12 protein-coding genes and 1 pseudogene are annotated in these 16562 nt (G+C 34.2%); 5 read left to right on the top strand and 8 right to left on the bottom strand.

Translation table 11 applies throughout. The features are described 5' to 3' along the window. Positions 1-126 precede the first annotated feature (126 nt). Together J5Y03_RS00660 and J5Y03_RS20160 are read right to left on the bottom strand one after the other, a co-directional pair. Positions 127-3018, bottom strand: coding sequence for a DUF3427 domain-containing protein (locus tag J5Y03_RS00660; RefSeq protein ID WP_209401331.1), 2892 nt, complete (start codon positions 3016-3018; stop codon positions 127-129). A 200-nt stretch (positions 3019-3218) separates the two neighbouring features. After that, positions 3219-3263, bottom strand: a complete 45-nt coding sequence (locus J5Y03_RS20160; RefSeq protein ID WP_407648389.1) for a hypothetical protein — start codon at positions 3261-3263, stop codon at positions 3219-3221. Positions 3264-3878: 615 nt separating this feature from the next. On the opposite strand from J5Y03_RS20160, the gene J5Y03_RS00650 reads away from it, so the two are divergent. Beyond that, complete coding sequence (locus J5Y03_RS00650) at positions 3879-4580, top strand: Ig-like domain-containing protein (RefSeq protein WP_322099528.1); 702 nt, start codon at positions 3879-3881, stop codon at positions 4578-4580. A gap of 365 nt (positions 4581-4945) precedes the next feature. Here J5Y03_RS00650 and J5Y03_RS20155 read toward each other — a convergent pair whose 3' ends face one another. Further along, on the bottom strand, positions 4946-5170 hold the full coding sequence (locus tag J5Y03_RS20155) for a DUF5412 family protein (protein WP_209401327.1): 225 nt from the start codon (positions 5168-5170) through the stop codon (positions 4946-4948). 386 nt (positions 5171-5556) lie between these two features. After that, positions 5557-5865 (bottom strand): DUF3892 domain-containing protein, encoded by a 309-nt coding sequence (locus J5Y03_RS00640; protein ID WP_209401325.1) that lies wholly within the window; start codon positions 5863-5865, stop codon positions 5557-5559. 447 nt (positions 5866-6312) lie between these two features. Between J5Y03_RS00640 and J5Y03_RS00635 the strand changes: the two genes are divergently transcribed. The 3 genes from J5Y03_RS00635 (at position 6313) to J5Y03_RS00625 (ending at position 13487) form a co-directional block, all read left to right on the top strand. Next, positions 6313-9054 (top strand): tetratricopeptide repeat protein, encoded by a 2742-nt coding sequence (locus J5Y03_RS00635; protein ID WP_209401323.1) that lies wholly within the window; start codon positions 6313-6315, stop codon positions 9052-9054. Between the two features lie 286 nt (positions 9055-9340). After that, positions 9341-10264 (top strand): NAD(P)-dependent alcohol dehydrogenase, encoded by a 924-nt coding sequence (locus tag J5Y03_RS00630; protein ID WP_209401321.1) that lies wholly within the window; start codon positions 9341-9343, stop codon positions 10262-10264. A gap of 427 nt (positions 10265-10691) precedes the next feature. Next, positions 10692-13487: an Ig-like domain-containing protein gene (locus J5Y03_RS00625; protein WP_209401319.1), complete on the top strand. Its 2796-nt coding sequence runs from the start codon at positions 10692-10694 to the stop codon at positions 13485-13487. A gap of 257 nt (positions 13488-13744) precedes the next feature. Here the strand turns inward: J5Y03_RS00625 and J5Y03_RS00620 are convergent, their stop codons facing one another. The 3 genes from J5Y03_RS00620 to J5Y03_RS00610 are packed head-to-tail and all read right to left on the bottom strand — an operon-like array spanning position 13745 to position 15100. Next, positions 13745-14287, bottom strand: a complete 543-nt coding sequence (locus J5Y03_RS00620) for a permease (RefSeq protein WP_209401317.1) — start codon at positions 14285-14287, stop codon at positions 13745-13747. After that, positions 14284-14766, bottom strand: coding sequence for a hypothetical protein (locus J5Y03_RS00615; RefSeq protein ID WP_209401314.1), 483 nt, complete (start codon positions 14764-14766; stop codon positions 14284-14286). The genes J5Y03_RS00620 and J5Y03_RS00615 overlap by 4 nt, the downstream gene beginning before the upstream one ends. Then, positions 14759-15100: a PadR family transcriptional regulator gene (locus tag J5Y03_RS00610; protein WP_209401312.1), complete on the bottom strand. Its 342-nt coding sequence runs from the start codon at positions 15098-15100 to the stop codon at positions 14759-14761. Before J5Y03_RS00610 ends, J5Y03_RS00615 begins: the two co-directional genes overlap by 8 nt. 330 nt (positions 15101-15430) lie before the next feature. Between J5Y03_RS00610 and J5Y03_RS00605 the strand changes: the two are divergent. Continuing rightward, positions 15431-15697 (top strand): annotated as a pseudogene (locus J5Y03_RS00605) (ATP-binding cassette domain-containing protein); the annotation flags it as partial. A gap of 106 nt (positions 15698-15803) precedes the next feature. Here the strand turns inward: J5Y03_RS00605 and J5Y03_RS00600 are convergent. Next, entirely contained in the window at positions 15804-16238 is a 435-nt protein-coding gene (locus J5Y03_RS00600) for a NucA/NucB deoxyribonuclease domain-containing protein (protein WP_209401310.1), read from the bottom strand. Between the last annotated feature and the right edge of the window lie 324 nt (positions 16239-16562).

Here is a 16562-nt window from a genome sequence, read left to right as displayed (position 1 = left end):
AAATAAATAAGGAGAAAGGGCTACAAAAATGCACTTTCTCCTTTTATAATTTTTACAATTCAGCTAGTTAATCAGAGAATTGGTTTCAAAAGAAAATGAAATTTTTCAGAGTGTCGAGTTTAACTTTTATTCCTCTACTAAATAATGGTAAATATCATAATGCACAGGTTGCTCTAGTACTAAATTCATCGTAACGACTGATAGATGATTTCCTTTTCCATCAGGCATTTTTTCGTTTTTTGCACTACCATCTGCAATATCTGCTTGGCCCAGGTAATAGAAATCTGTGCCTTCACCGTCATCTTTTTTCGTAAATAGATGAATTTTCATCCCTGCCTCTTTATAAGTTAAGATGTTCTTTACTTCAATGGAATCCAGTGTTAAACGATTGCGGGTGAACCATCTAAATAGTTCGGGTGCTAAAAATTCATCACCATAAGCTTGGCTTGTTTCGACTTCATCCTTTTTATGGTACGTAACAAAGATTGGGCAAGTGTTATGTTTTGCGCGGTAACCATAAATGGTTGATGAATCATCATGCGGCCAGTTCAATAATCGGCAAGCATCCCTACGGGAATATTTCTCAAATAACGTCATTGCTTTTGTTTTATCATACTTTTCATTTTTCACATAAGCACATTTTACAATATCCTCAATGTATCCTTTAAAATTTGAATCTCTCAAACTCTCTTGAATTTCTTTATTAAATTGATAGTGTCCATCAACGATTTCAATAACAGGCTTAAATTTATACTTTTTCACATCATTTTGAACATGGAATTTTAGTGAGAACATGTTTTCAACGGAATGAATTGTTGCATCATCTGCATATGTTCCAAATTCTTTTAATCTTTGAACGAAAGACTCTCTGGAAATTGATTCATCAGAAAGTAACGTTTCAATTAAAAGAATTTCGTGTACTCGTTTTCCATTCAAAAACTCTTTTGAAAACATTCCTAAAACAGATAATTCATATTCAGTGAGAGAAGGAATTGACTCCTTCATTTTCAATATGAAATTATAGTAGTTATCGGCATAACCTACAATAACTTCAGGGTCAATTGAGTTTTGCTTAATAAAGTCAATGAGGAAAGGGATTCGACCTAAACGATTTTTCAATTCTGTATAAGCATCCCGTAATGTTTTTAATGTCGATAAATTTGTATTGTTAATAGCATCAAAAATTTTCTTTTTGGCAATTTCCTCAAAGTTTATCGTCGACACGCCTTGTATATAGTCTGTATTTACCGTTTTTCGGCGGACGTTATCTTTGTTCATAGTTTGGTCCCCAGAAAGGGCAATCGGAATCAGATAGTTATTTTTATAGTTTCCGATAAAATCAATAATTGTTACATAATCTTTAGAATCGTGTTTACGTAGACCACGACCAAGCTGTTGTATAAATATAATGCTCGATTGTGTTTGGCGGAGCATTACGATTTGATTTAAGAATGGGATATCAATTCCTTCGTTAAAAATATCAACCGTTAAAATGTATTCGAGTTCACCACTATTCAATTTGTGAATTGCTTCTTCGCGCTCATTTTGTGAATTGTCACCAGTTAGCCCAATCGTTTTTAAACCTTCATGGTTTAAAGTAGTAGAAAGTTCATGAACTTCCTCCTTAGAACTACAAAACATTAATCCACGAATACGATCACCAGAATAGCCATAATAATTAATCTTCTCAATAATGTGTTTTACACGTTCAGAAGATACTAATTTTCGAAGTTCTGTTGTATCATCAATGGTTAAGCCATTTTTTTCATAGTCCAAAACACCAAAATAATGGAAAGGGCAGAGCATCTCTTCTTCAAGAGCTGCTTGTAGACGGATTTCATAGGCGATGTTGTAATCAAACAACTCATAAATGTTGAATCTATCTGTTCGTTCAGGTGTTGCGGTCATACCGAGTAAAAAATTCGGAGTAAAATAATTGATAATTTTTAAATAGGATTCAGCACCTGCTTTATGTACTTCATCTATCAACACATAATCAAACTGATCTTTCGCAAATTGTCGAAAGTAGCCATCTCTTGAAATTGTTTGGATCGTTGCAAATAAGTATTTAGCATGAACATCTTTTGAGGTACCGGAAAGAATGCCAAAATCATCTTCATGTCCACCGAGAATTTTCCGATAATCTTGCATCGCTTTCTTTAAGATTTGCTCACGGTGTACAATAAATAGCATTTTTTTAGGAGAAAAGCTTCGAACATCAAAAGCAGATAAATACGTTTTACCTGTACCTGTTGCAGAGATAATTAATCCTTTTTTAGCGCCTGTTGCACGAAGCGCATTTAATTGTTCCAGCGCAGCTGTCTGCATTTTATTTGGTTGAATAGCTAAGCTTTCAGCAAACGCATTTGTTAAATATTCAGTATTTAGTTCTAGTGTATTCGAAGTAGCATATTTAACAAAAGGTTGTAACTCGTAATATTGTTTGTAATTAGCAATCCATTCTTCCATTAAAGGAATCGCTTCATCCCAAGCATCTTCAAATTGATTTTTAAAATGATTAATAATTTCTCCACTTTCTAATGAAGTTAAAAATACATTCCACTCATAGTTTGCTTTTAAAGCACTGTCAGTTAAATTGGAGCTTCCGACAATTAAAGAGTAGTAGTCTTGATGTTCAAAAATATAGCCTTTTGAATGGAAACCTTTTTCACTAGTTACACGCACTTCAACGTTATCAAGTTTAAGAAGCTCTTTAAACATTTTCGGCTGGTTAAAGTTTAGAAACGTTGACGTTAAAATGCGTCCAGTTATCCCCTTTTGTTTTAAGTCGTAAAGCATTGTTTTTAAGGTTGCTAAACCACCTTCAGTAATAAAGGCGACAGAAAAAATAAATGTTTTACAAGTTTTTAATTCTTGAAGTATTGTCGATAAGACAGTTTCATGATGCTTGTTTGTTAAAAGTTTTGGTTTAAATTGTGCTGAGACTGTCTTGTTTTGATCGATAAATCCTTTGTAAAGGGAGTTTTCGATTTTTCGAATCAGTTGCTGTTGTTCCATTTAAATTCACATCATTTCATTCATTTTATTTTTCTTCCTTTGTGATCTTCTCTACTGCAGGTACATCTGCAGGGGAGAAATTCAGTTGTGTAAGTTTGTCTCACTTAACCCGTTTCGTGGCAGTATGTTCTAATGCGTTCGGTTGTCCATCTACTAATTTTGCTTTGTATGTTTCAAGTCGTACAATTACTTTTTCATATTCATATGTTGTTTCTTCTACTTTTGCACCTACTTGAATCGTACAAGTAAATTCCTCTTGAATTTCTCGTTTTAACGCTTGTTCAGGTGTTTTTCCAACTTCAATTTTATATCGAAAACGAAAAAAATGGAATCTTCTGTGCGTTAAGAAGTCCAGAAATGAATTTGGCGAATTATTGGGAATTTCCGATAATTCGAAATCCCATCACTAAACTCCTTAACTAAAATAAGCTAAGCTTAAATTGAAAAATAAAATAAAGGTGATGTATTATAAAAAAAAACAGTCCATGTTGTTGGTGTTAATTTACCATTTTAATTGATTTTAACATTTATAAAAATATGTACCTACCTTACACTTTGAATTTACCATAAAATCAGAATTGTTCAGAGCCTTCTTTATCAATTCTTTATTATTAGGTAGATGTAGCGTTGGGACTTTATCCATAGAATCACGAAAAGAAGGCAATTTATCCCACAAATTCTTTATTTGTTGATTAAATTCTTTTGAATTACATTTTATTATGTCACTTTTCTCTTTATATTCGGGATAAACCACTATAAAAAGAATGGGAAAACAAGTAGCGAAGCGAAAGTAACGGTTCTAGATGTAGCTGAGCCAGGAGCGCCTGTTGTGGGTGAAGTAAAAGATATATAGTAGAAACGTGTCAGGAAAAGCAGAGCCAGGAGCGAAAGTAATGGTAAAAACAGGTTCTAGGATATTAGGAACTGCAACAGCGGATTCAAATGGAAGCTTTAAGTTAACTCTTGAATCTTTGTTGAAAGCAGGGACAGTTTTAACAGTAACAGCTGAAAAAGATGGGGAAGCTAGTCCTGAAACGAAGGTAAAGGTAGTTGATGTAACTCCAACTGCACTACCAGTTGTTAATGAAGTAAAAGACAATAGCAAAAATGTAACAGGAAAAACTGAGGCGGGATCAAAAGTAACAGTAAAAGCAGGTTCAGAGGTTTTAGGAACTGCAAAAGCTGATTCTAAAGGAAACTTTACGATAACACTGAAATCAATGCCAAAAGCAGGAAGGATTTTAACAGTAACTGCTACAGATCAAGCAGGAAATAGTAGTAGAGCTTCCGAAGTTACTGTAAAGGATGCAATTCCTCCATCAAAACCTGTCGTAAAAGACATAACTAGTAAAGATAAGAAAATAACAGGAAAAGCAGAGGCAGGAACAAAGGTAACAGTAAATGCAGGAAGTAAGGTTCTAGGAACTGCATTAGCAGATTCAAAAGGAAACTTTACAATTACACTTAAATCCCCACTGAAAGCAGGGACAGTAGTGACGGTTGTTGCAAAGGATAAAGCTGGGAATGAAAGTACTCTGTTAAAAGTAATTGTAAAAAAATGAATAAATTAAAAAACTAAAGTTTACGGGCTGTCGGGAACATAATCTCGACGGCCTGTTTTTTGCTTTGGAGTTAATGTTTATAAGATTAAAAGAAATCATAGGATGGTGACAGGCATCCTAGATATGACACTATTCAAAATTGAAACACTATAAACAACCTTAGTTTGCCATCCTCCTTTTCTTAGGTACCAAATAAAAGGAAACAAAATAAGTAACACAACAATCTGTCCAATCTCAATTCCAAGGTTAAATGAAAACGTCTCCGTTACTGCTAAAGCTAACGTAATACAATGACCAACAGTAACAGCAGTTAAGATCTTTAAGTAATCACGGATCGTATAGCTGTTTTTTCATTATATGATCCTTCAAATTATAAGCCCCAATGTATTTTTATCATTCCTAAAATCATAAGTCTCTTTTTCCACATTCAGTATTTTGTTCTCTATTTTTATAGTATCATTGTCAATCCATTCAATGTTTAATGGACCCTCTACAAAATTATAATAAATAGTTTTTGATTTTTTAGTTTTATTATTAACTATTTCCACTCTCACATTTTTGTAATTAATGAAACCAGAATAATTATACATTCAGCATCAAAAGTACCCTTTGGAGAAGTTAATGATTTACTAAAATATCCTTCTGGTAAGAGTTTCGGATTATAAATCCAATTTAGGAAAAAAGTAGAAGAAAGTATTGCGCAAACAATAATAGATATGAAGTTATATCGTGGGAATTTTTTATTTCTATTAAAAAATCTTATTAATAGTCTTATTAACAAAAAAATTAGTAAGATAAAAGTTGCTATTGTTATTCCTATACCGAATATCATGACGACATTAAATAGTGTATTGTTCATATGATCACCTCAATCATAGATTAATATATTCTATAATATAACCTAATAAAATAATTATAGTTAGACAAATGTCTACTTCCTCAATTTTTAAACAAAAAAGCGACCGATCTTAGTCGCTTAAAACTCTGGTAAGTTACTTAAATTATTCTCTGGAATACCATCTGGTTCATTTCGAATGATCTCTCGACGGTATTTATGGATGATGTCTACATGAGAGAGTTTTCCTTGTTTGATTTCCTCTAATGCTTGAAGGTAATCTAACTCTCTATTTTGGCTCGTTTTAAATGCGATAAGGTCCCCATCGTCATTTTTTCGGACCGCCACAATGTGATCACGATCAAGCTCTTTTCTAACTTTTTCATACTCGCTTACTTGTCCACTGTCCTTTTTGTATTGTTCATATGCTTCTTCAAATCGGTCTGTCAATTTGACTCACTCCTTTATTCTCATTGTGACCCTTTAAAGAAATAGTATGAAGATTTTTGAATAACGTTATAGATGTAGTAACTCTTCTGATTATTTTACTCACTGTTTTATTATGTTTTTTCTTCAATGTCCTTCGTATATTCTAAAAAAATAGTAAGGTTTTGATTAATATATTGTTCAATAGCTGGTTTTGACTGAGTTATTTTAGCAGCTGTTATATCCCCATCTTACACTTGACTGGTTAAGAGTTTTATTCTATTCATATACAATGAAAAATTTATAAATAGTAATAGACATTTTCCGATATAATGAAGTTACATAATTTACCAATTTAGTTACTGAAGAGTATTTATTTACTATTAATAGAAAGTAGAAAACGATTTAGTGTGATTTACTATTTTTTTTTGATGGTAGGAAGTAATTCATCTTGGACCAAGGAGGGAGAACATGCTGAAACCAAAACGTTCTATTCGTCACTTTAAGGAAACAGCTTCACGTCAATTTACGGATCGTGAAATTCCAAGACAATCTTTTCGTAAAGCATTCAATTCATTAAGAAATGACCAATACAAGGTGCTTGTTTATTATGGGGTCGGTGGTGTTGGTAAATCTAGATTATTAAAAGAATTGCAAAATCAAACAAGTTCTCTAGATGATTCAGCTGTTAAAGTTTCAATTGATTTTCGAGAATCAAAACACCGTGATCCATCCGAAGCACTTATTTGGCTTAGACAACAGTTAACGAAAGAATATAACATCAAATTTACTACCTTTGATCTTGCTTATGCTGTGTATTGGAGCCGAATGAAACCACAACTTTTATTAAAATCAGAAGGAAGAGCAATTCCATTTTTAGAGGAAGGTAATTTCGTAGGCGATTTAATCTCGCAACTTGATAATATTCCAGTTGTACAGTGGATTCCAAAAACATTAAAACTAATTGACGGATTCGCTCAATATAAAGAGATTACAAAATGGTGGAATCGAACTGGTAAAGAGATTCTGTCAGATCTAAAAGACATGCATCCAAAAGATATTGAGGATATGTTCTTAGTCTATTGGACTGATGATTTAAGGGAATGGCTTAGAACATTTAATCGAAAAGCAGTTTTCTTTTTTGATACATATGAAGCACTTTGGGAACATGATCGTTCAAAGGGTTCGTTTTGTGAAAAAGATGAATGGATAAGGGAATTTATTCTTCAGTTTGAAGATGTTTCAGTTTTAAACGTCATTTGTGGGCGAGAAAAAATTACATGGGAAAATGAGAAACCTGAATGGGGAGATGTTGTTGAACAGCATTTAATAGGGGAATTATCTCCTGCAGATTGCATTAGCTTCTTAGACTCTTGTAATATTACGGATAAAAGTATACAAGAAACGATCATTCAAGGTAGTAGAGGGTTACCGTATTATCTAGATTTAATGGTAGATACCTATCAACTTGTTTCCAAAAAAGGTGAACCTACAGTTGAAGACTTTTCAAGTAGACCTAACGAAGTACTGCAACGATTTTTAAAGTACTTAGATCGACCTGAGAAAGAAACACTAAAAGTCTTATCTGTACCTCGTTTTTGGTCAGAAAGTTTGTTTGCTGATTTGGTTACGGAATTCCAGACATTTTATCAACCTACTGCTTTTGATGGTTTCTGTCACTTTTCTTTTATAAAAGAAATTGATCGAAGTGGTTACTGGTCTATGCATAAGCTAATGAAGGAAGGGTTATACGAACAAATTATAACCGTTTCTCCACAGCTACTTGATAAAGTACATTTATTTTTATTCAACTATTATACTGAGAGATTAATAACGAAAGACACGAGTGTTGAACGAGATACAGCATTTGTTGAAGGCCTATACCACGGTCAATTTATCTTAGATGAAAATGAATTAATAAATTGGATTTCTAGAAATTCTATCCTATTAATTAATGAAGGAAAGTGGCCTACACTTATCCAAGAATATTTAAGAATAATAGAAGGAAGCCTGTCAAACAAGAAATTATGTGCTTATCTAAATCACCAGCTTATCAGTTTATATATTTTAAAAGGTCAATATCAATTAGCAGTAAAGTGTAGTCAAAATGCTATGAAGTATTATCAAGAAGACCTTCATTCAATCACAAACAATACAACTTATAAAAATATGGCTGATATCCAGAAGAAACTCGGTGATTTATATCGAAATACGAATGAATACGAAAAAGCTGTTCAAGCGTTTACAGATGCATTAGATTATTTGAAGAAAGGATCTGGAGATGATGATCCACAGATAATACTAGATATAGCTTTTGTATCTACTCATCTTGGAAAAGTATTCAAATTACAATCTCGTTATGATGAAGCGATACAATGCTACGAGCTAGCGCTAGAAAAATGTAATAAACTAGTAAGTTCTGAACATAAATCATCTTCGCTTTATGCGGTATTAGGTGAAGTTCATGAAAAATTAGGAGAAATAAAGCATGGTGAGTTTCAGGAAAAAGAGAACAACGACCTAAGTCATTATTTTCTGGCGATTGATGCATACAATCATGCGTTACAAGATAAAGAGATTGAAAACTATATTCCAGTGCTTGCTCAACTAGGACTTACATATAAAAGACTTGCTGAAGCTTATTCATTGAATACCCATTCAAGTGAAAAACTTCAATACTTCCATCAATCTATTACTATATATAATGAGGTTATTAAAGTTGTACCAGATTATGTTGATGGGTATGAAAAGCGTGGTCATGCATCTGTTGATTTACTTGATCTATGTATTGATTTAGAAATGTATAAAGAAGGAATGGATAGCTTTAATCTTGCTGTGGATTCGTTCGAATTTGCTTTAGAGTTATCTGAGAAACAAGGAAGTTCACTAAATAGACTTGGTTCAGCATACCGTTCTCTTGGAAGGCTGCACCGAAAGCAAAAAAACTATTCATTGGCAATTCAAGACTGTGAAACCGCACTGCAAAAAAGTGATGAACTGTTTCGATATTCACCAGATTATATTTATGCTTATAACAGCAGAGGGAAAACGTACAAGGAAATGGGAGATTGTTATCTTGATATGGACAATAGAACTAGTGCAGTAAATAGTTTTAAAAAGGCAGCAGCATGTTTTGAAACAACGTTAAAGAAATCACCAAATTCGAAAACGGCGTTAACTTATCTCGAAAAACTGAATAAATTGACTCAATAATTAATATAGAATGGGTCAGTTGCTGTAGGTTTAAGATTTAATAGAATATAAGGTCAAGGGAGAAGAAAAATCATCTGATTATGATTTCTCTTCTCTTTTTTGTTAAGCAGTTTAAAGAGGAAAGTAATTCTTGTATAGAAGAGAGTATTGTATTCATAAAAGCCAGGTCAACTCCCAATGTCCGTTATTAGATTGAAAACACTAGTCTGGCTATCAAAGTAGTTATATATTATTGCTCATATCATAAATTTATAATAATGAGATCAAATAAATTAGGAGGCTTCTTATGAAAGCAATGGTGTGCACAAAATATGGACCACCTGAAGTTCTTCAGCTCAAAGAAGTTGATAAACCTACTCCAAAAGATAATGAAGTACTAATAAAAATTCATGCAACAACTGTCACATCAGGAGACTGTAGAATTAGAGGATTTAACAGTCCAATTTTGTTTTGGATCCCCATGAGATTAATTTTGGGTTTAAGTAAACCAAGAAAATCAATATTAGGGTCGGAGTTAGCTGGAGAAATTGTGGAAATTGGAAAAAATGTGACACGTTTCAAGGTAGGTGACCAGGTTTTTGCATTTCCAGGGATGCGTTTAGGAGCGAATGCGGAGTACACATGTCTACCGGAAGATGGATTTGTGGCAATCAAGCCAGCAAATAGCACCTATAATGAAGCTGCAGCTATTCTTTTTGGAGGAACGACAGCATTGCATTTTTTTCGAAAAGGGAACATCCGGAGCGGTCAAAAAGTTCTCATCTATGGAGCCTCAGGAGCAGTAGGGACATCAGCAGTTCAGCTTGCCAAATACTTTGGGGCAGAAGTAACTGGAGTTTGTAGTACCACAAATGTAGAATTAGTAAAATCTCTTGGTGCCGATCATATCATTGATTACACGAATGAGGATTTTACGAAAAGAGGAAAGCAGTATGATCTGATCTTAGATGCCGTTGGGAAAACTTCGAAATCTTGTTGTAAGAAAGTACTAACTCCGAACGGAACATTTGTGACTGTTGCAAGTAACGTGGCTAAGGTACTTCCTGAAGATTTAGCTTTTCTAAAAGTGCTAACTGAAAAAGGGAAGATTAAATCAGTTATTGATCGAACTTATCCCTTGGAACAAATTCCAGAGGCTCATCGATACGTAGAAAAAGGGCATAAAAAGGGAAATGTTGTGATAACGTTGGATCAGATTGTAAGTATTTAACAAAGATATTCTTTGTGTTTAACACGACACTTGTAAATAAAAAATTGCGAAGGCATTCTCTTAAATAAGGAGATACCTTCGTTTTTTTATTGTCTTTGTTAAAGTTTCAAGTTGATAATTCACATCGGAGAGTGACAGGCACTCTAGATAAGACAATTATTCTGATAATCTAAATTTTTTTTGAAAAATGTATTATAAAACTGTTTAAATTTTGTAAATAATCATAAAATTCCCTCCATTCATATTGACATGTAATTTTTAGGAGGCTAATATAATTGGGGAATCTTACAAATTTATTATATTTTCAGGAAGTAGGCACTTATTTTGTGAATTGTTTAAATTTTGTGGATTTTTAAGATTAATAGTTTCTTAGTTCTCAAATTGGTCAAATGCCAGTTTGACATAAAAATTATCGAGGGGGAATAAAATGAAGAAGCGTTTTAATGTTGTAGTATCACTTCTATTGATATTGTTATTAGTGTTGCCATATTCAAATTTTGCTCATGCTGCGACCACTGATGGAGATGGGGTAAAGCATATTACGATCTTCCATACTAATGACATGCATGGCCGTTTGGTTAGCAAGTCTGATGTGGTCGGTATAAATTACATAGCAGCCATGAAAAAAAGCGTACCGGACTCGCTGCTGATTGATGCAGGCGATGCTACGCAAGGTTTGCCATTTGCGAATATTAGTAAAGGTGCAGATGTAATCAAACTAATGAATGAAGCTGGTTATGACGGTATGACATTAGGCAACCATGAGTTTGATTTCGGATTGGACCAAGCCATTTCGAACGTCAAGCTTGCTAAGTTCACGATGGTTACAGCTAATACCTATTATAATGGCAATCTATTATTAAAGGACATGCAGCCGGGAAATAATGGTGCTGATTTTATTAAAACGGTCGATGGCGTTAAGATTGGATTCTTTGGAGTTACGACGCAGGAAACCGCATACAAAACTAATCCAAATAATATTAAAGGGGTTACTTTTGCTGATCCAATTGAAACTTCAAAAAATGAAGTAGCCAAATTGAAAAATGATGGTGCACAAGTTATCGTTGGGATTATGCATATCGGAAATGATTCATCAAGTGATCCGACCAGCGAAAAAATCGCCCAAAGTGTTTCTGGTATTAATGTCATTCTGGATGGACATAGTCACACAAAAGAAAATAAAGTCGTGAATAACACGTTAATTGCGCAAACAGGAAGCTATAACTCGAATGTAGGGAAAGTTGATATTACCGTTACCAATAATACTGTGACGGAAGCAACGGAAAGTCTTATTAATCCAGCAAAAGCCATGTCAGATTTCACGCCGGATAAGGCTGTAACAGCGCTCGTAAATCAAATCAGTGATTCACAAAAATCCTTTTCTCAAACAATTGTTGGTCGCACAAAAACGGCTCTTTGGGGCGGAACAGTTAATGCGACGTCTGTTGCAAGACTTGGAGAAACTAATTTAGGGGATATAATAGCGGATTCCATGATTTTTGGTGCTCAATCTCAAGTAAAAGGTACCAAGTTTGAAGGACTTCCAATCATTGCGCTTGAGAATGGCGGAGGTGTGAGGGACACTATCCAGACAGGATATATTAACAAAGAGCAGGTAATCGGTGTCCTTCCATTTGGGAATATTTTATCGTTGAAAGTGGTCACTCCGAAGATTTTATTTGAAACACTTGAAAACGGCGTTTCCAAAATAGGGGTTGATCCTAAAACAGGTATCGTTTCTGGTGCAGATGGCCGCTTCCCGCAAATTGCCGGAATGAAGTTTGAATATGATTCGTCACAACCTGCTTCGAACACGGATCCTTCAAAAGGTGCTCTTGTAACAGGTTCTCGTGTACAAAAAATAACATTAGACAATGGTACCATACTTGATCGTAATGATGATAAAACAGAAATTGTGTTAGCGTCCAATGATTTTGAAATTGCTGGTGGCGATGGGTACTCGATGCTAAAAAGCCTTAAGAACATTGGTGAAGGTGACGCTCTTGATGTATTATTCGAGAAATATATCAAGAAATTAACAAAAGACGGAAATGGTGTCTTCGCTATTCCAAGTAGCCAAAATCGAATTAAAGCGATTACTACTTATCAGTACCAACCATATTCAGCAACTGTCACTGTAAAAAATGGAACAGATTTAGTTTCTGGAAAAAGTGTTTCTTACTCTATTGATGGCCAAACTCCAGTTGCTGTTTTAACAGATGCAAATGGTGTGCTGACAATTACAAATATTCCATCCGGCCCTCATTCTGTAATGGTTACAGTGGATAACTTGGTTGCAGATGTCTTTGTAAATAATTTGATTTCTGGTTTTACAAATGTGACTGCAAACCTTGCTAATGTCGATGCAAAAATGGCGGAAGCAGTAAGCAAAATCATTGCTGCCCTTCCTGAATCTGTAACCATTAATGACGGAGAGACAATTAAAGCTGCAAGAGCGGCGTATAATGATCTTACAGATGCTCAAAAGGCTTTAGTAACGAACTATAGCAAGATACAAGACTCTGAGGAAGCACTTGCGAACCTTAATGCAGTAGATGATGTTAAGAAATTGATTGGTAAGCTTCCAGCTAAGGTTACTCTACAGAATGCACAACAGGTAGCCGAAGCAAGGGCAGCTTATAACAAATTAACAAATGATCAGAAAGTATTCGTTACAAACTACAATCATCTTGTTGCAGCGGAAAAAGCGCTTGCGGATTTAAAAAAAGTAGCGTCAGTGAAACTGAATGTAACATCTACGACAGTGAAAACTAAAGCGACGATAAAATTAGTTGCAACAGTCAGTCCATCTACAGCTGCAAATAAAAATGTAATTTGGACTTCAAGCAATCCAGCGGTAGCAACCGTGGATGCAAAAGGACAAGTGGTGACGAAAAAAGCCGGGACAGCGATTATTACCGTTAAAACTATCACTGGCAACAAAACGGCAAAATGTACAATTACCGTTGTTGAACCTGTCAAAAGTGTGAAGCTTTCAAAGGCCAAATTGACTTTGAAAGTTGGCCAAAAGTCAACTCTTAAAGCAATGATTAACCCATCAAATGCGACGAATAAAAAAGTCGTTTGGACGTCTAGCAACAAAGCAATTGCGACAGTTGATGCAAATGGTAAGATTATTGGCAAAAAACGCGGTACAGTCAAAATTACGGTTAAAACCGTTGACAGTGGAAAAACGGCAGTATGTACTGTGCAAGTTAAGTAAGAATATGTGCCGGTTTATAAGTAAACGCCCTTTATAGGGCGTTTTTTTAAGTTTTTGAAACCCTTGAGTCGTAGGGCTAAGTAAATTCATTTATTTACCTAAGTCTTGTAACACATTTTTTATTAAATAATAGGGGCAAAAGAGAAGATTTACCAATTGAGGCCGTTTAAACGCGAATGACATACTAAATTCTTTGAGGGAGGTTAATTTTCATCAATAGGTTCCATTAGTTTATAAAAGTGTCTAATTATATAAAACTAATCATCTAAATCAATTGTATTTTCCTTTATATTAAACTTTAATAATTGTCGCCCGTCATAAAACTTCTCATAAATCATACCCAATACATAGTAGAATACTAGACCGAAACAAATATGAATGAGTGTAAACTTAACGCCAAATGAAGCAATTTCATATACAATGGTTGGTAGCTTTGCAGTCGTCCAAACTCCTAAAAAAAATACAATGTAACGAATGCTTGCTCCCTTTTTTAGAAAAAGTACGGCCATTGGAAATGCTACATAAAGGGGACCTGCTGCAATGACTCCTAATAATAAGGAGAAGAAGGTGCCGTAGAGGCCAGATTTTTTTCCCATATATTTAATTAGTGTTTCTTTCTCCACCCATTTATCTAGCAAACTTACGAATAGTAAGACAGGAGGAAGTAGAAACAGCATATTTAAGATGTTTGTTCCTGTTATTTCAAATGCCTTCCAGCCAAGTTTAAAATTTATGAAAGTGAGTATGATGAGCCCAGAGAATAAAATAAAGAAGAAGCGATATTTTTTTACTTCATTCATCTCATCACCACCCAAATAATATACGCAAATAGTAGAGACATTACGATCCCGGCGGCATTGCGAGTATAAGCAAAACTTCGGCCAAATAATTTTTGTTCCATCGGTAAAGTTACGATTCCTACTGACATAAGTGTAGACATTAATACAGCTACTTGAGGGAGGCCAGCACCATTTTGGAGTAATGTATGCCCAAGAGGAAATACAATAAAGCTTGGAATTAGCGCAAAAGATCCAATTATTGTGGAATAGACAATTCCCATTATTCCAGATTTTTCTCCAATAATTGAAGAAATTAAGGATGGAGTTAGTAAAGATAATGAAAGTCCAACAAAAAGCATAATTGATAAAATATCCGGTAAAAGATTACGAAACATTCTCCATGACTTTAATAGAGCGTCTGTTGTTTTAGTCCGATCCTTCATAAAAGAAATACTTGTAAGAACAATCGCGATGGTGTAAAGGGCCACGCCATTAATCATGATTTGACTCCTTCCATTTTTTATATTTGTTTAAGAAAAATGATAAATTCTTAAGTTTTAATTCAAGAGTGATTTTAAATTCTTCTAATTTTCTTTTTCCAACTGAAGTCATTTTGTACATTTTTATCGGCTTATCTTGTTCAGATGTATCCAAATAGGACTCAACAGCACCTTCTTTCTCTAATTGTTTTAGTGTACGGTATAAGATGGCACTATCTATTGGATTGATGGGGAGCTCTTCCTCACATTTTTGTAAAAGCTTACCTCCATAGCAATCTCCATCTGTTAAAAACAGTAAAAGAAATGCATCTGTATGCCTCCCTGTATGTTTCATAAATAACTAACCTCCTGACACCATCATTTTAAAATCTATCCTGTTAATAACAATATACTGTTAATGACAGTAATATGTTCCTAACAGTATATTTTTCTTTCAAAAAATCAAATTGAAATTATAAAGATTTGCCACTCTTCGATATGTAGAACAAGGACATAAATAGAGAATTGTCATAGTTACGTTGGAAAATAATGTGAAAGGTTAATAGCGAGATTACAAATACACTGGATTACCTTTAATACTGATTTCATCTCCATTAATGATAATACTTAATTCATATATTTTGCTTCTCTTCACTATACATTAAGTTGAAGAGGCGGTATTGAAATGGAATATGTACACAGAAGAGTAACAATGCCTGACAATGCTAATTGGGCTGTTGAGGCGCGTGGACTTGTCAAACATTTTGGTGATAATCGAGCGGTTGATGGCGTTAATCTAAACGTGCGAGCGGGTACTATCTATGGGGTACTTGGTCCGAATGGTGCTGGTAAAACCACCACAATCAGAATGTTAGCTACCTTACTTCGGCCAGATGCAGGTTCGGCACGTATCTTTGGGTACGACGTAGTGAAGGAGCCAAACGAAGCGCGATCTTAAGATCATTCATTCGATAGTTAGTAGTGTAATTAAGATATGTAAAGTAAAAAAACTAATTAATAATGGTAGCAATCATTATTAATTAGTTTTTTCATTCGCCTTATTTTACTTCTATTCGTACCTTTGTTCCATCTTTTAAACCACTTAATTGATGGCTAACCCATGATCCAGCACCTCGATTGTCAGCTGACGGAATGAGTTCTACATCTGCTCCTGTTCCACCTTCTTTGCACATCGCCATTGGGTACTCGTCGCGGTCATATCCTCTTTTGGTTGCGATACCTTGAAGCGAATGCTTTCTATTCTCTTTTACTCCCTTTCTATCAATCGTGCAAATATGTGTAAATCCTTTTTTAAATGCGTGTTCCATATGTAAAGCTGTTTTTGGATAACGGTCGGAAGGTAAATAAATAACTTTATCATAGTTCGTGTCGTTTTTCGTAGTTGTATTATGATTGTGATGAAGTAATCCAGTGATGGAAGAAATCAATAGTATGACTATTATTAAAAAATGTTTTAAACTAAACTTTCTCATAGTTCCTCTTTTAAACCCCTTTATTTTACTTTCATAATGTTCTATTATAGCAAATCCCTCTGAAACTCTTAACAATTGTGGTTAAGAGTTTCATTGTGTTTAATAAAACTAGAATTGTAAATGTTATTTAAATTGTCGATAATTTTCTGTAAAAATACACTCTATTTCCGATATTAGTATAAATGACATAATTTTCCTTAAGTAAAAGTTCAGTTTGGTAGTGATATTATCTTGATCGTTTAGAAAATCTATGTCTTCTTTCATGATTTAATACTACCCTGGATCTATAATTCGCCACCGGATAATCCATCAATTTACTAAATC

It is taken from the genome of Gottfriedia endophytica, from assembly GCF_017814275.1.
GTDB lineage: Bacteria > Bacillota > Bacilli > Bacillales > Bacillaceae_G > Gottfriedia > Gottfriedia endophytica.
Note: the sequence above shows the minus strand (reverse complement) of the source record. Positions and strands in the feature narration are given on the sequence as shown.